General features: G+C 64.7%; 19 protein-coding genes and 1 tRNA gene. 7 read left to right on the top strand and 13 right to left on the bottom strand.

Annotated elements, in window-relative coordinates:
- Positions 1-191 precede the first annotated feature (191 nt).
- Both ACZLZQ_RS12775 and ACZLZQ_RS12770 read left to right on the top strand, forming a co-directional pair.
- Positions 192-1,094, top strand: a complete 903-nt coding sequence (locus tag ACZLZQ_RS12775) for an ABC transporter permease (protein WP_472949674.1) — start codon at positions 192-194, stop codon at positions 1,092-1,094.
- Positions 1,087-2,136, top strand: coding sequence for a quaternary amine ABC transporter ATP-binding protein (locus ACZLZQ_RS12770; protein WP_472934115.1), 1,050 nt, complete (start codon positions 1,087-1,089; stop codon positions 2,134-2,136). The genes ACZLZQ_RS12775 and ACZLZQ_RS12770 overlap by 8 nt, the downstream gene beginning before the upstream one ends.
- 169 nt (positions 2,137-2,305) lie before the next feature.
- Here ACZLZQ_RS12770 and ACZLZQ_RS12765 read toward each other — a convergent pair whose 3' ends face one another.
- The gene (locus ACZLZQ_RS12765; RefSeq protein WP_472934116.1) at positions 2,306-2,452 is read right to left on the bottom strand and encodes an entericidin domain-containing protein; all 147 of its coding nucleotides are present in this window, start codon (positions 2,450-2,452) and stop codon (positions 2,306-2,308) included.
- A gap of 192 nt (positions 2,453-2,644) precedes the next feature.
- On the opposite strand from ACZLZQ_RS12765, the gene ACZLZQ_RS12760 reads away from it, so the two are divergent.
- Positions 2,645-3,001 carry a hypothetical protein gene (locus ACZLZQ_RS12760; RefSeq protein WP_472934117.1) on the top strand — a complete coding sequence of 119 codons (357 nt, stop codon included), beginning with the start codon at positions 2,645-2,647 and terminating at the stop codon, positions 2,999-3,001.
- 161 nt (positions 3,002-3,162) lie between these two features.
- Positions 3,163-4,197 carry a GlxA family transcriptional regulator gene (locus tag ACZLZQ_RS12755; protein ID WP_472949673.1) on the top strand — a complete coding sequence of 345 codons (1,035 nt, stop codon included), beginning with the start codon at positions 3,163-3,165 and terminating at the stop codon, positions 4,195-4,197.
- A gap of 55 nt (positions 4,198-4,252) precedes the next feature.
- Here the strand turns inward: ACZLZQ_RS12755 and ACZLZQ_RS12750 are convergent, their stop codons facing one another.
- Positions 4,253-5,041 carry a DUF1194 domain-containing protein gene (locus tag ACZLZQ_RS12750; RefSeq protein WP_472949672.1) on the bottom strand — a complete coding sequence of 263 codons (789 nt, stop codon included), beginning with the start codon at positions 5,039-5,041 and terminating at the stop codon, positions 4,253-4,255.
- Positions 5,042-5,352: 311 nt separating this feature from the next.
- Here ACZLZQ_RS12750 and ACZLZQ_RS12745 point away from each other — a divergent pair, with 311 nt between their 5' ends.
- Positions 5,353-7,077: a hypothetical protein gene (locus tag ACZLZQ_RS12745; protein ID WP_472949671.1), complete on the top strand. Its 1,725-nt coding sequence runs from the start codon at positions 5,353-5,355 to the stop codon at positions 7,075-7,077.
- A gap of 75 nt (positions 7,078-7,152) precedes the next feature.
- On the opposite strand, the gene ACZLZQ_RS12740 is transcribed toward ACZLZQ_RS12745, so the two are convergent.
- The 6 genes from ACZLZQ_RS12740 to ACZLZQ_RS12715 form a co-directional block, all read right to left on the bottom strand.
- A complete protein-coding gene (locus ACZLZQ_RS12740; protein WP_472949922.1) occupies positions 7,153-8,598 on the bottom strand; it encodes an aspartate aminotransferase family protein in 1,446 nt (481 codons plus the stop codon).
- 47 nt (positions 8,599-8,645) lie between these two features.
- Complete coding sequence (locus tag ACZLZQ_RS12735) at positions 8,646-9,653, bottom strand: NAD-dependent epimerase/dehydratase family protein (RefSeq protein ID WP_472949670.1); 1,008 nt, start codon at positions 9,651-9,653, stop codon at positions 8,646-8,648.
- On the bottom strand, positions 9,650-10,078 hold the full coding sequence (locus ACZLZQ_RS12730) for a DMT family transporter (protein WP_472949669.1): 429 nt from the start codon (positions 10,076-10,078) through the stop codon (positions 9,650-9,652). The genes ACZLZQ_RS12735 and ACZLZQ_RS12730 overlap by 4 nt, the downstream gene beginning before the upstream one ends.
- 238 nt (positions 10,079-10,316) lie before the next feature.
- A complete protein-coding gene (locus ACZLZQ_RS12725) occupies positions 10,317-11,633 on the bottom strand; it encodes an FAD-binding oxidoreductase (RefSeq protein ID WP_472949667.1) in 1,317 nt (438 codons plus the stop codon).
- Positions 11,626-13,047: a UbiA family prenyltransferase gene (locus tag ACZLZQ_RS12720; RefSeq protein ID WP_472949666.1), complete on the bottom strand. Its 1,422-nt coding sequence runs from the start codon at positions 13,045-13,047 to the stop codon at positions 11,626-11,628. Before ACZLZQ_RS12720 ends, ACZLZQ_RS12725 begins: the two co-directional genes overlap by 8 nt.
- Positions 13,048-13,294: 247 nt before the next feature.
- Positions 13,295-14,539, bottom strand: a complete 1,245-nt coding sequence (locus tag ACZLZQ_RS12715; protein WP_472949665.1) for a CaiB/BaiF CoA transferase family protein — start codon at positions 14,537-14,539, stop codon at positions 13,295-13,297.
- A gap of 228 nt (positions 14,540-14,767) precedes the next feature.
- Here ACZLZQ_RS12715 and ACZLZQ_RS12710 point away from each other — a divergent pair.
- Both ACZLZQ_RS12710 and ACZLZQ_RS12705 read left to right on the top strand, forming a co-directional pair.
- Positions 14,768-14,843 (top strand) — tRNA-Lys (locus ACZLZQ_RS12710).
- A gap of 257 nt (positions 14,844-15,100) precedes the next feature.
- Complete coding sequence (locus ACZLZQ_RS12705) at positions 15,101-15,295, top strand: hypothetical protein (protein WP_472949664.1); 195 nt, start codon at positions 15,101-15,103, stop codon at positions 15,293-15,295.
- Positions 15,296-15,501: 206 nt separating this feature from the next.
- Here ACZLZQ_RS12705 and ACZLZQ_RS12700 read toward each other — a convergent pair whose 3' ends face one another.
- From ACZLZQ_RS12700 to ACZLZQ_RS12680, 5 genes are all read right to left on the bottom strand, one after another.
- Positions 15,502-15,765 carry a hypothetical protein gene (locus ACZLZQ_RS12700; RefSeq protein WP_472932415.1) on the bottom strand — a complete coding sequence of 88 codons (264 nt, stop codon included), beginning with the start codon at positions 15,763-15,765 and terminating at the stop codon, positions 15,502-15,504.
- A 193-nt stretch (positions 15,766-15,958) separates the two neighbouring features.
- Complete coding sequence (locus ACZLZQ_RS12695; RefSeq protein WP_472949663.1) at positions 15,959-16,132, bottom strand: hypothetical protein; 174 nt, start codon at positions 16,130-16,132, stop codon at positions 15,959-15,961.
- A gap of 237 nt (positions 16,133-16,369) precedes the next feature.
- Positions 16,370-17,605: a DUF3422 domain-containing protein gene (locus ACZLZQ_RS12690; RefSeq protein ID WP_472949662.1), complete on the bottom strand. Its 1,236-nt coding sequence runs from the start codon at positions 17,603-17,605 to the stop codon at positions 16,370-16,372.
- A gap of 503 nt (positions 17,606-18,108) precedes the next feature.
- Positions 18,109-18,540: a hypothetical protein gene (locus ACZLZQ_RS12685; protein WP_472949661.1), complete on the bottom strand. Its 432-nt coding sequence runs from the start codon at positions 18,538-18,540 to the stop codon at positions 18,109-18,111.
- The gene (locus ACZLZQ_RS12680) at positions 18,540-18,731 is read right to left on the bottom strand and encodes a type II toxin-antitoxin system HicA family toxin (RefSeq protein ID WP_472932423.1); all 192 of its coding nucleotides are present in this window, start codon (positions 18,729-18,731) and stop codon (positions 18,540-18,542) included. Before ACZLZQ_RS12680 ends, ACZLZQ_RS12685 begins: the two co-directional genes overlap by 1 nt.
- Positions 18,732-18,851: the final 120 nt, after the last annotated feature.

The raw sequence follows: 18,851 nt of genomic DNA, 5'->3' as shown, positions 1-18,851 counted from the left end.
AGTGCCTGTGAAGCACGGCCTTCGGACCTGGTGCAGTCGAACTTACGCTCCGCGGATCCGAACCTGTAGCGAGGACAGTACGCACGAGGTCTCGCAGATCGCCACTTGCGCCCCGCTGTGACCCGGCGCCCTGCTTTGGCCCTGCGGCCTGCCGCGCGGCCCCCTTTCCCTCCGAAGACAGAGGTAAGCCGTTGACGGAGTTTCTACCCAACTGGCTCGTCGAGTTCCCCGAGATCAAGCGCAGCGTGCTGCGCGAGGCGACGCGAAGCATCGATCTCGGCTACAAAGCCTTCTCGCGCACCTGGGGGGACTCGATCGAAGCCCTCTTCCGGCCGCTGCTGGACTTCCTGCTCTGGTTCGAAAGCCTGCTGCTGTCGACGCCCTGGTGGATCGTCCTCGCCGTCCTCACCGCCATCGTCTGGCTTGCCAGCCGCTCCACTGCGATCACCATCGGTACCGTGGTCGCGATGTTCCTCATCGGCCTGTTCGGCATGTGGGAGGACACGATGCGGACCCTGTCGATCATCATCGTCTGCACGCTGCTGTCGATCGTCATCGGACTGCCGATCGGCATCGCGATGTCGCGCTCCGACCGCGTGCAGGCCATTCTCTCGCCGATCCTCGACGTGATGCAGACGATGCCGTCCTTCGTCTACCTTATCCCGATCGTCATGCTGCTCGGCATCGGCCTCATCCCTGGCCTCATCGTCGTGGTGATCTACGCGATGCCGCCGATCATCCGGCTGACCAATCTGGGCATCCGCCTCGTCGACAAGGAGGTGATGGAAGCCGCCGATGCCTTCGGCTCGTCCAGTTGGCAGCGGCTTGTCGGGGTACAGCTGCCGCTGTCGCTGCCGACGATTATGGCTGGCATCAACCAGACCATCATGATGGCGCTGGCGATGGTCGTCGTCGCCTCGCTGATCGGCGTGCGCGGCCTGGGCCAGCCCGTGCTGCAGGCCATCACCAACCAGTATTTCGCGCAAGGGGTGATGAACGGCCTCGCGATCGTCGCCATCGCCATCATTTTCGACCGCGCCAGCCAAGCCTATGGAAAGCGGCTGCAGCGCCACCGGGAGATCGCCCATGGATGACATCGCCATCCGCATCCGCTCGCTCTACAAGCTCTTCGGCGCCGACGACAAGCGTCTGGTCGAAGAGGTGAAGGCCGGCATGACCAAGGCCGAGCTGATGCAGAAGCACCAGCATGTGCTTGGCCTCAAGGACATCAACATCGACATGCCGAAAGGCGGGATCCAGGTGGTCATGGGCCTGTCGGGTTCGGGCAAGTCGACGCTGATCCGCCACATCAACCGGCTGATCGAGCCGACTTCGGGCGAGATCGTCATCGGTGGCGAAGACGTTCTGGCGATGCCGCCCAAGCGGCTGCAGGATTTCCGTCGGCACAAGATCTCGATGGTGTTCCAGCGCTTCGCCTTGCTCCCGCACAAGACGATCCTCGACAACGTCACTTATGGCCTCGCCATCCAGGGCGTCTCGGCGGCCAAGCAGAAGGCCGCGGCGGCCCGCTGGATCGATCGTGTCGGCCTTTCGGGCTATGAGAGCCGCTACCCCGCCGCCCTGTCCGGCGGCATGCAGCAGCGCGTCGGCCTCGCCCGCGCGCTGGCGACGGACGCCGACATCCTTCTGATGGACGAGGCCTTTTCCGCACTCGACCCGCTGATCCGCGGCGACATGCAGTCGGTGCTGCTCGGCCTGCAGGAAGAACTGCAGAAGACCATCGTCTTCATCACCCATGACCTCGACGAAGCGCTTCGGCTGGGCGACCGCATCGCCATCTTGCGCGACGGCGAGATCGTCCAGCAAGGCACCGGCGAGGACATCGTGCTGCATCCGGCCGACGACTACATCACCTCCTTCGTCCGCGAGGTGAACCGCGGTCGGGTCATCGAGGTGCAGACCATCATGCAGGCCAGCAACGGTGCGGCGCCAACGGGACCGGCTGTGCGCGAAGGCACGATCATCGAGGAGGCCGCACGGCTGATGAACGACAGCGGCAGCGACACGGCCCATGTCGTCTGCGCGAAGGGCAGCCCGCTGGGCGCCCTGACCATCCGCGGGATCATGGCCGCGATGGTCAACCCGTCTTCGCCCGGTCCCCATCACCCGCACTAAGACGCCTGACGTCTTCCGTGCATTCTGCGACGGCGGATCCACTGCCGTTCCACCATCACTGGCGTCCACAGTAACTAACGCCATCCACCGTTGGGCATGCTACCTGTAGCCCACAAATAAAAAAGGCCCGACTGTCGTCGGGCCTTTTTTATTTAACTTAGATCGAGATTTAGCGCGCGATGTCGTTCGCTGCTGCGCCAGTCGCGTCGACCGTGTTTCCGACGTCGCGACCGACACCGCGGACGGTGTTCGCGCAAGCGGACATGGTGAGCGCGGCGGCGAGAATGACGGCGACGGCGGCAAGACGGTTGGACATGGGGACGCTCTCCATTGAAACGATGCGGCAGAAAAACGGCAAGCTCACGGCTTGGTTCCTCCAGCGTTACGATTTGTTGGCTAAACTGTCATTCTCTATCGTTCGTCGGTCGAAATAAACTTTTCGACCTATAGAACGCGGCTGTCATCGGCACGTTGACACCGAAGGAAGCCAGTCTGAGGACACAGCGGCATGACCCATAGCATCACCAAAACAAACGCCGAGATCGCGACGCTGGTCGCAGCATCGCCCTTCGTCATCGCCACCCGGCTGACAGACATGTGGTGGTCGGCGGGCCGTCCGACAGCAAAGTCCAACCGCGAGGCGACCCAGATGGTCACCGAGAAATTCGTGGCGATGGGTGAGAGCGCGCTGGCCATGCAGATGGCGATGGCGACCATCGTTCTGGAGACCGCGACATCGGCGATGACCGGCGTCGTACGCCAGAACCAGGACGATGCCGACACCGTCCTTTCTGAAGGACTAAAGCCGTATGCCAAGCGCGCAAAGGCCAATCACGCGCGCCTCAGCCGTATGCCGAAGCGCTGAGACTTAGGCTACGGACTGCTCACCCAAACGGCAGAATGATCAATGATTTAGCGTGCGCTGCAGCAAAGCGTAGCAGTTTAGAAACCTTCGTAATTGACTTGAAAGCGACGCCGGAAACGCGCAGTTTGACGCCGCGGCACTTGGCCGCCTGTCGAGACAAAATGCTCCAGGTTCCCGTGCGCATTCCTCCAGAGAAACAGCTGAAACGCAGCCTGGTTTTCCTGCTGGTTCCCAACTTTTCGATGATTGCCTTCGCCACGGCGATTGAGCCCTTGCGGATCGCCAATCGCCTGCTCGGTCACGAGGCCTATCGATGGCGGCTGGCCTCGCCGACGGGCAAGGCGATCTTCGCCTCGAACGGGGTGGAAATCTCCGTCGGCGGCTCGGTGGAAGAAGAACGGCGAGCGCTCCTGAACGACCGCAAGCCGTCGATGGTCTTCGTCTGCTCCGGCGTGTTCGTCGAGGATTTTTGCGACAAGGCGAGCTTCGCCTATCTCCGCGAGACCCATCAGCGAGGCATTTCCGTCGGCGGCCTCTGCACCGGTGCCTGGATCCTCGCCCGAGCCGGCCTGCTCGCCGAACGCCGTTGCGCCATTCACTGGGAGAATCTTCCAGGGTTCTCGGAAGCGTTTCCGCGGGCCGACGTGCATGCCGACCTGTTCGAGATCGACCACAACATCTTCACCTGCGCCGGCGGCACGGCAGCGCTCGACATGATGCTGGCGCTGATTGGCGAGGATCACGGCGACGATCTCGTCAACCGGGTCTGCGAGCAAGCACTGACCGATCGGGTGCGGGCCAGCCACGACCGGCAGCGGCTGCCGCTGCGGGCCCGCCTCGGCGTGCAGCACTCGAAGGTGCTGGCGATCATCGAGATCATGGAGGCCAACCTCGGCGAGCCGCTGTCGCTGGTCGAGATCTCCCGTCGCATCTCGCTGTCGCGCCGTCAGGTCGAACGGCTGTTCGACAAGGAGATGGGCCGATCCCCCGCACGCTATTACCTCGAGATCCGGCTCGACCGGGCGCGGCACCTGCTGCTGCAATCAGCACTTCCGATAGTCGAGATCGCCGTCGCCTCTGGCTTCGTCTCGGCGTCGCATTTCTCGAAATGCTACCGCGAGCTCTACGGCCGATCGCCCCAGCAGGAGCGTGCCGCCCGAGCGGCGGTCAATTCGGCCGTGCCAGTGAACGCATGACGCTTACCGGCGGGCGTTTCATCACCGTTCCGCCTTCCCAATGCCGACAGGCCGATCAGCGGTCGTCAAAACTGCGCTGCTGCCGCATGTCCCATTGCCGTTCGCCGGCGAGACAATCGGCGCCCGTCCGGTCCTGCACTGGGACGACGAAACGTTCAGGAACCGCCGGCGGCGGTGGCCAGCCCCCGGCGAGTTCCAGCACCAGCTTTCGGCGGAGGGCGTCGGGAAACTGCGACCAGTCGTTGACGGGGATGACGAAGCCGCCGGGACCGCCGATGACGCAGTCGGCGTAGTAGCGGTCGAGATCGGGGATCGATCCCCAGGACCCCGCACCATCCCCTTGCGTCATTAGCGGCAGGCCGTTGATGGTGATCCCCTGGGCGGCCGCGGCATCGCGCGAGGCGGTGACGGCGCGGCCCTGGTTGTTCGGGCCGTCACCGGAAATGTCGATCACCCGGCGAATGCCGGCATAACCGTTGCCGTCGAATAGGCTCGCGGAGAAGTCGATCGCCGCGGCGATCGAGGTCCGCCGCTCGCGCATCGGCTCGTCATTGGCAAGGCGATAGGCGAAGCCGTCGGCAGCAGCCTTGGAATCGACCAGCATCCACGGCACGACGACGGCTTGCGAGAACGCGCCAGCCCATTCGACATAGGTGACCGCGACCTTGCCATGGCCGCCCTCGAGGATGGCGCGCTGCACCTCCGGGCTGCGGAAGGCGGCGACATAGCCGTCGCGCTGGATGCGCTGCTCGTGGAGGTCCATCGACCAGGACACATCGACAGCGAGCACCAGTTCGACATCGACGGGAATTTCGCCGGGGGCATCGGCCGCCGTGGCCGGCACTGCGCACCACCCGCCCAGCACGATGGCGAGGCTAAACCTGCAAAGCCCTGGGCCGGCACGTTCGCGCATGGTGTGAGCGTCGCCGCGATGCGCTGCGCCGACAACTCACAACTCCGTCAACCCTGCGCGGAGCAAGTCCTTTACGTGCAGTGGCTTCGTCTCGGTATACGGGTTTCTCAAGAAACAACCGGAACGGTGGGCTACAATCGGCGGAACGACACCTTGCTACCGAGATCAGGCCCCGCAGACACGACTTCCTTAACCCTCCGTAAGCATTGTCGATCGGACGCACCCACCGCAGGATAGATCCGTTGGCGCAGTTCTCTACCGCCGAACTCCCCTCGCCACGATCGCGCCTCGGCTCGCCGCTGCTCTGGCTCGGCCTCGCCTGCCTTTTCCTATCCGCCCTTCTGACGCTCCCCCTGACGCTGCCGATCGGTCCGTTCTACTGGGACCTGTTCATCTACTTCGACGCGGCGAACCGGATCTTCTCCGGTCAGATCCCGGCGATCGATTTTTTCACGCCGGTCGGGCCGCTCGGCTACTACCTGTTCGCCGGCCTCATCAAGCTGTTTCCCGAGGCGCAACCGCTACTGCTAGCGCAATGGTCGCTGCTGCTGGTCTCGGCGCCGCTGATGGCGCTGGTGCTCGCCGACGTCGACCGGCGCTCACGGAAAACGGCCCTTGCTTTGCTGGTCCCTTTCCTCGCTTTCTCGACCCTCCCGTTCAACGTCGAGGAATATTACGCCTATCCCGGCGTCGACGGCTTTGGCATCTACAACCGCCAGGTCTGCCAGCTGCTCTATGTGCTCGCCGCCGCGCTCATTTTCACCAAGCGGCAGGCACCTTTGGCCATGGTGATGGCGGGCACGGTGCTGGCGCTGTTTCTGGTGAAGGTGACCGGCGTCATCGCCGCGCTCGCCCTCTGCGCCTTCGCCCTCGCCGCGGGCCGGATCGCGCTGCGCACAGCGGTCATCTCAGCGCTCATCTGCCTTGCCGGTCTGGCAGCGCTGGAACTCGGTTTCGGGCTCGTCTCCGCCTATGTCGGCGACATCCTGCAGCTCCTCGACAAGAACGAGGGCAGCCTGCTGCCGCGCTTCCTGCAGGCCGCCTCGATCCATTTCATCGCGTTCGCGCCGCTGGTCGCGCTGACCGCGGTGCTGGCCTGGCGCGATCGCAAAGCCGTGCTCGCCGCAACCCGCGCGCTGAGCGCGCGACCACGTCCCGCCACGCTCGCCACCCTCCTCGACCACGACGCCGCCTGGCTGGGCGTCGCGGTGCTGGCTGGCCTGTTCGTCGAGACGCAGAACACCGGGGGGCAAGCCTTCATCTTCGTCTGGCCGATGCTGCTTGCCCTTCTCTTGCGCGCAGATCGTTCGAAGGCAGGCTACAGCATGCTGGTGCTCGGCCTTATCGCCGCCTCCACGCTGCCGACGGCGCTCGACATCCTGCAGCGCAGCGCCCGCGCCTTCATTGGGCAGGCGAAGTACGAGGTCCTCCAACACCAGTACCTCGGAACGCTCGGCGCCGTTTCACAACGACCGGAAATGCTGCAGCGCTCGTCGACAATGCTCGAGGCCTACCGGCGCTTCCCCGAGACCTGGAACTTCATCGCCAACGCGGGCGAACTGCCGGGCTTCGCGCTCTACACCGAGCCGGACTTCCAGATCACCTGGCTGAAGGCGGTCGACGAGGCGGTCGGCGCGGTGAAGGCTTATGAGGCTGCGAACGGCGTCCGCTTCGAGACCGTGATGAGCCTCAACTTCGTCAATCCCTTCCCCTGGCTGCTCGACCGGACCGCCCCGCGGCACATCGCCATCGGCGCCGACCCATTCCGCGCGGTGCCGGACCCCGATGGCGCCGTGCTCGCCTCGGTCGCCGCGACGGACCTCGTACTCTATCCGCTCTGCCCGGTGACGAACGCCAACCAACTGCTCCTGAAGCTCTATGCGCCGGGGCTGACGGGCCATCGCCAGATCCGGCTGTCTCCTTGTTGGGACGCTTATGTCCGCGGCGGACTGCTTCCGCCGCGCTGACGCTCACCCTATCAAGGCCCTGAAACGCAGAAGGCCGGACGACGTGTCCGGCCTTCTGCGTTTGCAGTGGTGGGCTCAGCTCATCTGCGCCTTGATGAAGTCCTTTACGATCGAGACGATGCCGCGGTCGAGGAGATCGTCGAGCGCATCGCAGAACTGGTCGACGTTCTCCGTCGTGCAGATCAGCGGCGGCTCGAGCCGGATGACGTTGCGGTTGTACTCGGTGAAGGCGACGAGGACGTCGTAGTCGCGCAGCATCAGCGCGCCGATGAAGCCGGACAGCGAGCCCTTCAGCTTGTCGTCGAGAATCGCCACGACGGGGCGCAGCGCCAAGGGGAGCGTGCGTGAAAAATCGTGGAACTCGATGCCGACCATCAGGCCGCGGCCGCGGACCTCCTTGATGAGGCTCGGATAGCGCTGGCGAATGACCTGCAGGCGCTTGATGAGGTAGTCGCCGACCTCCGCGGAATTACCGATCAGATCCTCGTCGTAGAGCGTGTTCAGCGCCTCGATGGCGGTGACGCAGCCCTCGCCGATGCCGCCGAAGGTCGCGGCGGCGTGGATCATCGCGGTCTTCGGCGTGCCATAGGCCCTCATGTAGACCTCGCGCCGAGCGATCATCGCCGCCATCGCTGCCTTGCCGCCGCCAAAACTCTTGGCGAGCGCGGTGACGTCAGGGATGACGCCGTGGTGCTCAAAGGCGTAGAAGCGCCCGGTACGCCCGTAGCCGCACTGGACCTCGTCGGCGACCCACATCACCTTGTGCTTGTCGCAGAGCGCGCGCACGCCGTGCCAGTAGTCGGTGGTCGCCTCGATGATGCCGCCACCGCCCTGCACGGTCTCCAGCACCACGACGCCGATCTCGGGATCGCTGGCGACACAGGCGGTCAGCGCCTCGAGATCGCCGAAAGGCACCTTGTAGCGGTTGTCGACCAGCTTGAACTCGCCTTGGTAGAGCGGGCTGTCGGTGATCGACAGGACGCCCTTGGTCTTGCCGTGGAAGGAATTCTCGGCGTGGACGATCTTGCAGTTCTTGCGGCCCGAGGCGCGCTCGGCGACCTTGATCGCCGCCTCCATGGCCTCCGAACCGGATGAGCCGAGGAAGACCATGTCGAGATCGCCGGGGCTGACCGAGGCAAGGTTTTTCGACAACGCCGCGGCATACTGCGACAGGAAGGCGATGGCGATCTCGTGCCGCTTCTCGTCCTGAAACTGTTTGCGCGCTTCGAGAATGCGCGGATGGTTATGGCCGAAGGCGAGCGAGCCAAAGCCGCCGAAGAAGTCGAGGATCTTCCGGCCATTCTGGTCGATGTAGAACATGCCCTCGGCACGCTCGACCTTCACCTTGTGGAAGCCCAGCAGCTTCATGAAGTGGAACTGGCCGGGGTTGATGTGGTCCTTGAAGAGGTCGGCCATGGTGCCGACGTCGAGTGCCTTGGCATCGGCGACGGTGAGCATTGGCGGCTTGACGGGGCCGCGGTGCAAGGGCGCTTCCGCGGCCGTGGCGAGGCCCGAGGGCATGAGGGTCGGGGCAGGCACCGAAAGACGATCGAGCATGGTCACTCTCCTTATTCGGCGGCTTCGGCGAAGGCAGGGGCGGATCTGCCCTCCTTCTTCGCCCGGTATTCGCTGTAGGCGGCGATCAGCATGTCCTCGTCGCGGTACTGTGGAACCCAGCCGAGCTGCCGGGCCCCCTTGCCGACGTCGAGCACGCAGTTCTCGTCGGCGATCAGGTACTGCTCGGGGTCCATCAGCGGCATGTTCAGAAGGTCGAGGAAGTCGAGCGTCTTCTTCACCGCCCAGGCCGGCGTCGGCAGGAGGATCGACTTCGAACCGGCATGCCGCACGAGGTCGCCGAGCAGCTTCCTAACCGGCGGCGGGTTGAGCGAGCCGAGGTTGTACGCCTCGTTCGGCGTTCCCGCCTTCCAAGCGAGCCGGGCGGCCTCTGCGCAGTCGAACACCGAGATGAACTGATAGGGGTTCTTGCCCGAGCCGATCATCGGCACCGGAAGGTTGGCGTCGATCAGCTTGAACAGTTTTTCGAGAATGCCGAGGCGGCCGGGGCCGATTATCAGCCGCGGCCGGAACAGCGCGATGTCGAGGCCGCGCTGGCGCCATTCGACGGCAAGTTCCTCGGTCCGCCACTTCGACAGCCCGTATTCGCCGAGCGGCTCGACCGGATGCTCCTCGGTCATCGGGAAGACCTTGGTGTGGCCGTAGATCATGTCGGTGGTGAAGTGGACGAGCTTGGTCGCCCCGGCCGCCGCCATCGCCTCCATGATGTGGTGCGTGCCGGTGTAGTTCACCGGAAAGAAGAAATCGTGGCGTTTTGCCCGCACCTGGATCGGCGACAGCATCTTGGCCGACAGGTTGTAGACCTGGTCGCCGGGCTGCATCGGCACGCCGCGCACCGCGGCGGGATCGGTCACATCCGCCTGGATGTAGCGCACCTCCGCGTAATGCGGTAGGTCGCTGCGCACGATGTCGGCGACCACCACCTCCTCGCCGTCGGCGACCAGCTTTTCCGCAAGATGGCGGCCGACGAATCCGTCGCCGCCGAAGATCACATGCTTCATGGTTTCACCTCCGGGTTCGACATGCTGGTCGCGTCGGTCTCGCCATGCACCGTAGTGCCGCCTTGCGCGATCAGCACGGTGCCAACGCAGATCAGCGCGATCCCGCCAATGCGCAGGGCGTTGAGATCCTCATGGAAGAGGAAATAGGCGATGACGGCAACAACGACATAGGCCAGCGACAGGAAGGGATAGGCGAAGGAGAGCTCGACCTTCGACAGGACGAAGAGGTGCGAGGCCATCGAGATGACGAAGATGCAGAGACCGATGAAGACGAACGGGCTGAACACGATCTGCAGGAGCTTCAGCACCGGGTTCGTGCCGGCAAAGCTCAGCGTGCCCAGCTGCATCATGCCGTATTTCAGCGAGACCTGCGCGGCGGCGTTGGTCAGCACCGTGAAGAGGATGAAGGGGATGTACTTCGTCATTCGGCCCTCGTCTTGGCGGTCGCATCCTGGCGGTCGCGCCGGCGGTGTCGGCCCCTTCCGGGAGGACCGGTGACGTCCCATCGGAATATCAATGCCTCCGTCGGGACTATTTGCTCCCTTCGGCTTAGCAGGCCCGGGAGTCCGGGAGGTTAAACCCGCTGCCTCCCTTGCCCGCGGAAGAACGGCAATCCCTCGGCACGGTGAAGAAACTCCTACCGACGCCAGCATGTCGTACCGACTACCCCGAGGCGCCGAGACGTCCCGCCGTCCGCCGCCAGAAGTCCGACATGATCGCCGGATCGCGCTGCGCTTCGAGGGCGCGCCAGTCCGGAAAGGAGGCGGCGAAGGTTTCCGCCGACATGCGGGCATCCTTGTAGGGATTGACGCGCCCGCCGGCCGCGATGGTTAACCGGTCGAGGTCGGCCATCAGTCTCAGCGTCCTGTCGCCGAGGTGGGGGAAATCGAGCGTCAGCGTGTAGCCGGGCATCGGGAAAGACAGGAGACCCGGACTCGGCAGATCCCCGAAACGCTTCAGCACCGTCAGAAACGAGCCCTGACCGTGCGCACGGGCGCAGGAGAGCAAGGAGCGGACCACCGCCTCGGCATCGCCATAGGGGACGACGCTCTGGTGCTGGAAGAGCCCTTTCGGACCGTAGAGCCGGTTCCAGCGGCCGACCCGGTCGAGCGGGTAGAAGAAGCTGTCGAACCGGACTTCGCTTCGGCTCGTCCCGGCCGGCGCCTTGCGATAGACGAGTTCGTTGAAAGCCTTCAGCGCCAGACCGCGCAAGGGACTGACCGGCGGCGTCAGCGGTACCGTGGCGACCGGCGGGCGCGCAACGCCTTCGCGGTCGCCCGTCGCCGCATGGTCGCCAGCGAGAAGATGGCCGCGGCCGAAAGCTGCGCCGCGGCTCATCGTGTCGATCCAGGCGACGGCATATTCGTGCCGCTCGTCCGCGGCCTCGGCGATTTCGAAATAATCGCTGAGGCCGCTGAACCGCGTGGTCGTCTGCGCGATGGTCAGCGACGGCACCCGCATCAACTGGATCGTCGCGGTGCTGATCAGCCCGGTCAGCCCCATGCCGCCGATCGTCGCAGCGAACAGAGCGGGCTCGTTCTCGGCGCTACAGCCGAGCGGTCCGCGGTCCGAGCGCTGCAACTCCAGCCGCCGCACCCAGCGCCCGAAAGTGACGCGACGATGGTGGTTCTTGCCGTGCACGTCGTTGGCGATGGCGCCGCCGAGGGTCACGAACTGGGTGCCGGGCGTTACCGGCAGGAACCAGCCGTGCGGCGCGGCATGGCGCGTGATCTCCGCCAGGAGAATGCCGGCCTCGGCCTCGATCAGCCCGCTCTCTGGATCGAAGGCCAGCACCGCGTGGCGCCGGCGGCTGTCGATCAGCGTGCCGGCATCGTTGAAGCAGCTGTCGCCATAGGACCGGCCATTGCCGTAGGGCAGAAGGCTGCCGGCCGCGCCGCGCAGCGCGGCGCCCTCCTCCGCCGTGATAGCGGCGCGGCCACGATCGGCGAAGACCCTGCCCCAGCTGGAAAAATCAGACATAGGCGGCGACGACGAACATCACCGCGCCCGCGGCGATCATGATCTGGCTGCGCCAGTCGCGCAGGATGAAGACGACGGGATCCTCGTGCATCTCGTTGCGCCGCGCCAGAATCCAGATGCGGACGATGATGTAGAGCACCAGCGGGCAAAGCGGCCAGAGCATCCAGGGCAGCGCGTAGAGCTCGCGAATCTCGACCGAGTCGATGTAGAGCGCGAGCACCATGACCGAGGCGAAGCCCGAGGCCATGCCGGCCTGCGCCAGCGTGTCGAGATCGACGTCGCGATAGCCGCGGCCGGTCGTGGCACGGTCGGCGCCCGCCCCGAAAGCCAGCAATTCCGTAAACCTCTTCACCAGGGCCAGCGACAGGAAGAAGAACACCGAGAACGCCATCAGCCAGAACGAGCCGTCGACATTGGCCGCCGTCGAGCCGGCGACGATCCGCACGGTATAGAGCGAGGCGAGCGTGATCACGTCGATCAGGAGCATGCGCTTCAGGGCGAAGGAGTAGAGCGTGGTGAGGACGACGTAGGCGAACAGCACCAGCTGGAACAAGGGATTGAGCGTCAGGGCAAGCAGCACCGACGCCGCCATCAGGCCGAGCCCCAGCAGCAGTCCGGCCGGGATCGGCACCGCGCCGGCGGCGAATGGCCGGTTCCGCTTGGTCTTGTGCCGCCGGTCGGAGGCGAGGTCGAGGAGGTCGTTAAGGATGTAGACGGCGGACGCCGCAAACGAGAAGCTGAAGAAGGCAGTGATGCCCTCGATCATCATCGTCAGGTCGAAATATTCGTGCGTCAGCACCAGCGGCACGAAAACCAAGAGGTTCTTGGTCCACTGGTGCGGGCGCATCGCCTTCAGGCAGTGGCCGGCAAGGCTTGCTCCGTCGCCGGCGATGAGCCTTGCGCCGGTGTTCTTCTGCCAGGCCGCCGCCGCCCGGTCGGGCGCCACCACCACCGGCTCGTCGGCGGCTTCGAGCAGGCAGATGTCGTCGCGCGAATTGCCGATATAGCCGAAACCGTCGGTGTCATTCTCGGCGCGGATGCGCGCGAGCTTGCGCTCGGCGGACAGGTTGACCGCCCCGTCGCTCGACAGCACCGCGTCGAAGATCCCGAGGTGCGCCGCCACCGCCTCGGCCAGCCGCTCATTGGCGGCGGTCGCCAGCACCACCCGGTGGCCGGCATCCCGGGCCTCCGTGATCGCGGCGAGAACTTCGGGACGATAGGGCAGCTGGCTGGCGTCGAAGTCGATGCGCCGGGCGATCTCGGCTTTCAGGAAGGCCTTGCCCTTCAGGAGCCAGAACGGCAGCTGCAGCAGCGCTGCCGGCTGCTGGCGCGCCAGCGTGAAGAGGGTCTCCCATAACAGGTCGCTTTTGATCAGCGTGCCATCGAGATCGACGTAGATCGACCGACGTGTCATCAGGCGCGCGTCCATCCCAGTGCTTCCCCCAACAGGCCGGCGGGCGAACCCGGATCGACGCCGCGCAGCCTGCACCCGCACCGGTTGAACCGAGATGAAGGCCGGCCGAAAGCCTCGTTAATACAGAGGGATGGTGAAGGAAGTCATAAGTCCCTCGGACGAACGGCGGACTGCCCGCTGAGGGCACGGCGCCCCGCCGCCCGAGGTATTGCCGGCCAGAAGCAGCAGCAAAGCGCCGTCGCTTGGCTCAAATTACGCCGCGGGCGGCTAGATCGGCCAGCTCTCCGGCGTCGAGCCCCAGCCAGTCGGATAGGACAGCTTGCGTATCGGCGCCCAGCGCCGGCGGCGCCGTGTCGTAGCGCACCGGCGTTTCTGACAGGCGCAGCGGGCTCGCGACCAGCGACACGCTGCCGGCCTCGGCGTGCGGCATGTCCACCCGCAATCCCCGCTCGACGACGTGCGGGTCGGCGAAGACGTCGCCGATCGCGTTGACCGGGCCGCAAGGCACGCCGACCGCTTCGCAGGCGGCGACCCAGCGGCGGGTCGGGCCGGTCGCCGTCACCGCGGCGACCATCGGCACCAGCACGGCGCGGTGCCCCACCCGCTCGCGGTTGCTGCCAAAGCGCGAGTCGCTCGCCCACTCGGGATGGCCGAGGACAGCGGCAAGCCTTGCGAACTGGCCGTCATTGCCGACAGCGACGATCATCGCCCCGTCCTCGGTCGGAAAGCTCTGATAGGGTACAATGTTGGGATGGGCATTGCCGAGCCGGACCGGCGAGACGCCGGTGGCGAGATAGTTCATCGTCTGGTTGGCAAGGCTCGCGACCTGCGCGTCGAGCAGCGAGATGTCGAGGTGCTGGCCCTCGCCCGTCCGGTGCCGGGCGTTGACGGCGGCCAGAATCCCGATCGAGGCGTAGAGGCCGGTGACGATGTCGGTGATGGCGACGCCGACCTTCTGCGGCTCGCCGCCGGGGCTGCCGTCCGGCGCGCCGGTAATGCTCATCAACCCGCCCATCGCCTGGATCAGGAAATCGTAGCCCGCCCGCTCGGCATAGGGGCCGGTCTGGCCGAAACCGGTGATCGAACAGTAGATCAGCCGTGGATTGAGGGCGCGCAGAGCCGCATAGTCGAGCCCGTACTGCCGGAGGCCGCCGACCTTGAAGTTCTCGATCAGGATGTCCGCCTCGGCCGCGAGCCGTCGAATCAGCGCCTGGCCCTCGGGGGCGGCGATGTCGACGGTGACGGATTTCTTGTTGCGGTTGGCGCAGAGATAATAGGCGGCGACCCCGGTCTCCTCGCCCGCGGCGTTGCGAACATAAGGCGGGCCCCAGCTGCGGGTATCGTCGCCGACGCCCGGCCGCTCGATCTTGATCACCTCGGCGCCGAGATCGCCGAGCGTCTGGCCGACCCAGGGGCCGGCGAGAATCCGCGACATGTCGAGGACCCGCAAGCCCGCCAACGCCCCGACGGGCCCCGTCTCACTGGTCGCCATGCCCGTCTCCCCCGCTGCCTTGCCGGATGCCACCCGCCCATCGACGGCTATCTGCCGTCACCGCCAGCGTCAACGCCAGGACGGCCGCGCAGAGCATCCGCCGGCAAAAACCGACGCCAGGGCGAAAAACATCCGCTTATCTCCGCCATGCGGGTGGACAGAGGCAAACAGCTTGGCTATAGAGCCCCTCGTCGGCATCGAGATGCCGGCAGCGCCTCGCGCGTTGATGGGTGTGTAGCTCAGTTGGTAGAGCAGCTGACTCTTAATCAGCGGGTCCACAGTTCGAACCTGTGCACACCCACCATCAAAATCAAAGGCTTACGGGCCGAACGATTTCCCCACCGCTGATCCCTTATAGCAATTTGGCAACAACGGCGCGCATCGCGCTCGGCCAATTGATCCCCTAAGCTGCTCCGTATTGAACGCCACCGCCGGCAATGCCGGCAGCGAGCAACGAATTGCAAGAGAGAATCGCAGTGGGAACCAAGGACCGCCCCGCCACGCGCGGCGAGCCGGGCACAGCATGGGACGACCCGAAGACGTCCGAAGACCGTCAAAGACGTGCGCGGGAACACCGGTCTCTCTGACGCGATGCAGGTCGGCGTCATCGACGATGGCAGTCGCCGTGACGGCTTCGCGGAATATGTCTGCCTCGCCACCATCGACTTCCCTGATCGTCCATGCGTCGTCAGGATAATGGACGTAACCGCCAGCGCCTACTTGATCTCTTTCCGTGCAGATGCAATCAAGGATTGAGATGACGCTACGGAAGGCATGCAATGTATCTTTCAGTCGGCTGGCTACCGTTCAAGGCTGCAAAGGAAGCAATAAACCACGTCGGCCTTTCTCCGGCTCGAGGCTTCATCATTGGCTTCGCCATCTGTGCTGTATTCTGGACAGTGGTTCTTTATATAATTTTCTCGTAGTCCCGATTACAGCACCTTCCCGACGATACCTCCTACTTACCGATGTCCGGGCTTACCCTCCCGCTCGATCATCTCAACATGCCGGCACATGCTGAGGACTAAATGTTCAGCGAGAATTCTCGCTGCTTCGTCGTGCACAGGCGAGTAGCGCTTGCGTGGGGTTTCAGCGATCATCGTGAACGTCGAGGCTGGCAGCTCACGTAAGGCCAGCAGCAGCGCTGAGCGAGCAGTGTGCTGCGGCCGAGTGTGGCTGCCATCGAAGCGCAGGATCGGGGCGATGTAATTCGAGCGCTGGCTCATGATGCCGATACCACCCGCCTCAACCGATAGCGGACCGAGTTCGCTAGGGTGTGGCGCAGGGCCGCGTCCACCACCAACCTTGCAGCCTCAATCAATTCATTCAAAGCCTCCTTCCGAACAGCCATCCGGTCACGTCTGGCGTCTCGGCGGAGTTCGTCGATATCGGTGAGGAATCCTGCATGGATCTCGCAACTCACGACCGGAGCCCTCGACGGACATAGCCAGCAGACACCGTCCGGTCGATGTCACGCTGGCCCAGAATCAGCTCCCGTATGGCGCGACGCAGGTCGCCATCACACATGCGAATGGCCTCCTGAACGTCTTCCTCGATAGCGTCTACGACGATCTTCTGCTCTGCCTGGCGCATCTCAGTCTCCTGATTCTCCGTATGATCGTGACACGATAGACGCGAGACGTGAAGCATTTGTTCCTGTTTTGTTCGCATTAAAGGACAGGAGTCACAGGAATGGCGCAGAGCATCAAGAATGATGCAGAGGGCCTACGGAAGGCTTGGGAGCGCGAAATCTTGATGTCGCCATGACTCAAGGCGCGCGCGTTTTGGGATGAAGGCGATCGGGAGGTGTGCTTTGCCCGCCCCTCGCGGTCAATGACCGCCTGTCAGTGAGTTCTTGACGCGTCGGACGGTGAACCAGACCGCGAAAATGACCGCCGGCGCGGCGGCGACCACGATCCATTTCGGGGCGTGGAAATCCTCGCCGAAGCCACCCATCCCGTCGAGCACCACCTTGATGATCCCCAGGAGGTAGTAGCTGATGGCGATGATGGAGAAGCCCTCGACCGCCTCCTGAAGCTTGGTCTGCAACGCCACTCTCTGCGCGACCGAGTTGAGCATCATGGCGTTCTGCTGCTCCAACTCGACCTGGACGGATGTTCGCAGCAGTTCGCTTGCCCGCGCCACGCGGACCGCCGAGCTCTCGATGCGCATGTCCGCCTGTTCGCAGGAGCGGACGGCGGGGCGGAACCGACGGTCGATGAAGACGCCGATGCGCTGGTGACCCTCTACCCTTGTTTCACGCAACTCTTCCAGCCGGGCGAAGACGAGGTCCGCATAGGCAGCCGTCGCCGCGAAGCGGACGCGGGTCTTGGTGGAGAACTCGAGGATGTCGGCCGAAAGCTTGGCGATCTCCGCCAGCAAAGCCTCCGCCTTCCTCTCGGCACCGCCAAGAGCGCTCACGATCAGCTGGAGGCGCTTCTCGAAGTCGGCGCATCGCGCGAACGCCTCCTGCGACAGCGGATGACTGAGCAGCGCCATCATCCGGTAGTTCTCGATTTCCAGCAGGCGCCGGACTATTCGCCCGGTTCGATAGGGGTTCAGCTTCTTGTTCATCAGTACGATGCGGATCGAGCCGTTCTCATCGAGCCGATAGGTCGACCATGCCTCGGCCTCGCCGCCCCCGACGGTCGAGGCAATCGCCTCCCCGTCTCCCGGGAGCCAAATCCTGGGATCGTCGAGCCCGGTGGTCACCAGGACCTCGACCGAGACGAGCAGCTGCCCCTGGACAGTGCCGAGCACCTCGGCCCATGCGGGGTCTGGCTCCGGCATTTGGTCGACGCTGCCGCTCCATGGCATGACGTGCGTCAGCGAGATGAACTCGTTGTGCACTTCCCATTTGATCTGACCGTTCCCGCAGACCGCGATGCCGCTCTTCCCGTCGCGGGTCAGTTCGGCGTCACCGTAAAGCGTGTGCGGCACCCAGGACGAGGGGCCGCCGACGTGGAAGGCGGCGTGCCAGACCAGCGACGGGGCCTCGAAGTACAGTGACGGGCGCGCGTGCAGCTCGTCGTGAAGCTGGCGGCGCATCGGATGATCGACTGGCATTCTCGAACCCTGGACAAAGACGAGGACGAAGGCCTGCCGCCGCCTGCGCCGAAACAGCACGCGATCGAAGCAAGGGCAGCACCCCCGATGTCATGAACTCTTAGCCTATCGTGATGAGGCTGGCATCACCGTCGACAAGGACAGTGTGCTCGGCATGGACCGTCGCTGGATCAGGTCGCAGGCGAGCAGCGGCACGTGCCCATGGTGGGTGGCGGCGGCCAGAGCGCCGCCGTCCGTGGCGAACCCGAAAGGGGCGGACGCATGAGAATCCGCCGTTCGCTGGGCTCGCACACTACGGTGAGGCTCCCAGACCGAGCCCGTGTCGGTCGAATCCACTGACGACCGTTATGCACTGACACTCGTCATGCGTCGAAGCCTTCGCGGGTCAGACGGTACCGACAGCACCAAGCCGCCCTGCCCTTCCGCACGCGGATCGCTTGCCGCCGCCGCGCGAAACCCGGCGGGCCGACAGCGGCGCGGCCGGCCCCCCCCCGCGCGCGCCGTCAGAACGTGCCGCCGGTTACCTTCACCTCCATGCCGATGCCGACATGGCGCAGGGCTGCCTGCAGGAGGCCGAGCTCGGAGTTCCGGTCGACGGCGAGCAGCCGGTCGACCCGGTCCTCGGGCGCATACAGCATCTGCGCCAGCCGCTCGCGCGAGATCCCCTTCTCCCGCATGCCGATGTAGAGGGCGCCCTTCAGGTACAGCAGCGGCGGGACCTCCAGGAAATTGTCGGTCGGAGTGCCGCTGAGGGGAATCGGCAAGGGTTCATTGTCCTTGATCCGCGCCGCGATCGTCGTCTGCAGCGCCTTGGCGGCATTCTTGAACGCTTTCGCGCGGATGCTGCCGAAGGACGCCGCCTCCGGAAAGGCCGGGATGGTCAGCAGCCAGGTGCCGTTCGTGTCGCGCCGGCCGACCACGTCGTAATAGCGCATCAGGCGGTTATCCCGAGGTCCGCCTTCACCTTTTCCACGAAGAGGTGCCCGACCTCGATGTTCTGGTCATGGCCCGGCCAGATGGTTTTCCGCTGCCCGTAGCGGATCACCAGGTGATCGTTCAGCGGCAGCTTGGCGTCGAAGGTGCATCCGGCCGTCCGAAGCACCGCAAAGAAGCCGCCGATGGTCATCCCTCATCCTCCCCGCTCCAACTATTCATAAGCTTAGCTTTGCAAGTCGATAGTAAGGCAAGCCTTCTAAAACAGGGAGTTTGGAAGCATCCACATTGGTTTTCAATCCTTGCCTTTCGG

This window comes from Mesocryomonas lacus (genome assembly GCF_055730105.2).
This window is presented reverse-complemented; position numbering and strand designations above follow the sequence as displayed.

Bases quoted from the DNA above. Each gene is read 5' to 3' on its own strand.
- ACZLZQ_RS12765 (WP_472934116.1), bottom strand. From the start codon at position 2,452: ATGTCCAACCGTCTTGCCGCCGTCGCCGTCATTCTCGCCGCCGCGCTC.
- ACZLZQ_RS12760 (WP_472934117.1), top strand. From the start codon at position 2,645: ATGACCCATAGCATCACCAAAACAAACGCCGAGATCGCGACGCTGGTC.
- ACZLZQ_RS12690 (WP_472949662.1), bottom strand. From the start codon at position 17,605: ATGCCAGTCGATCATCCGATGCGCCGCCAGCTTCACGACGAGCTGCAC.
- ACZLZQ_RS12725 (WP_472949667.1), bottom strand. From the start codon at position 11,633: ATGTCTGATTTTTCCAGCTGGGGCAGGGTCTTCGCCGATCGTGGCCGC.
- ACZLZQ_RS12715 (WP_472949665.1), bottom strand. From the start codon at position 14,539: ATGGCGACCAGTGAGACGGGGCCCGTCGGGGCGTTGGCGGGCTTGCGG.
- ACZLZQ_RS12680 (WP_472932423.1), bottom strand. From the start codon at position 18,731: ATGACCATCGGCGGCTTCTTTGCGGTGCTTCGGACGGCCGGATGCACC.
- ACZLZQ_RS12700 (WP_472932415.1), bottom strand. From the start codon at position 15,765: ATGAGCCAGCGCTCGAATTACATCGCCCCGATCCTGCGCTTCGATGGC.
- ACZLZQ_RS12755 (WP_472949673.1), top strand. From the start codon at position 3,163: ATGCTCCAGGTTCCCGTGCGCATTCCTCCAGAGAAACAGCTGAAACGC.
- ACZLZQ_RS12770 (WP_472934115.1), top strand. From the start codon at position 1,087: ATGGATGACATCGCCATCCGCATCCGCTCGCTCTACAAGCTCTTCGGC.
- ACZLZQ_RS12735 (WP_472949670.1), bottom strand. From the start codon at position 9,653: ATGAAGCATGTGATCTTCGGCGGCGACGGATTCGTCGGCCGCCATCTT.
- ACZLZQ_RS12740 (WP_472949922.1), bottom strand. From the start codon at position 8,598: ATGCCCTCGGGCCTCGCCACGGCCGCGGAAGCGCCCTTGCACCGCGGC.
- ACZLZQ_RS12685 (WP_472949661.1), bottom strand. From the start codon at position 18,540: ATGCGCTATTACGACGTGGTCGGCCGGCGCGACACGAACGGCACCTGG.
- ACZLZQ_RS12695 (WP_472949663.1), bottom strand. From the start codon at position 16,132: ATGCGCCAGGCAGAGCAGAAGATCGTCGTAGACGCTATCGAGGAAGAC.
- ACZLZQ_RS12730 (WP_472949669.1), bottom strand. From the start codon at position 10,078: ATGACGAAGTACATCCCCTTCATCCTCTTCACGGTGCTGACCAACGCC.
- ACZLZQ_RS12720 (WP_472949666.1), bottom strand. From the start codon at position 13,047: ATGACACGTCGGTCGATCTACGTCGATCTCGATGGCACGCTGATCAAA.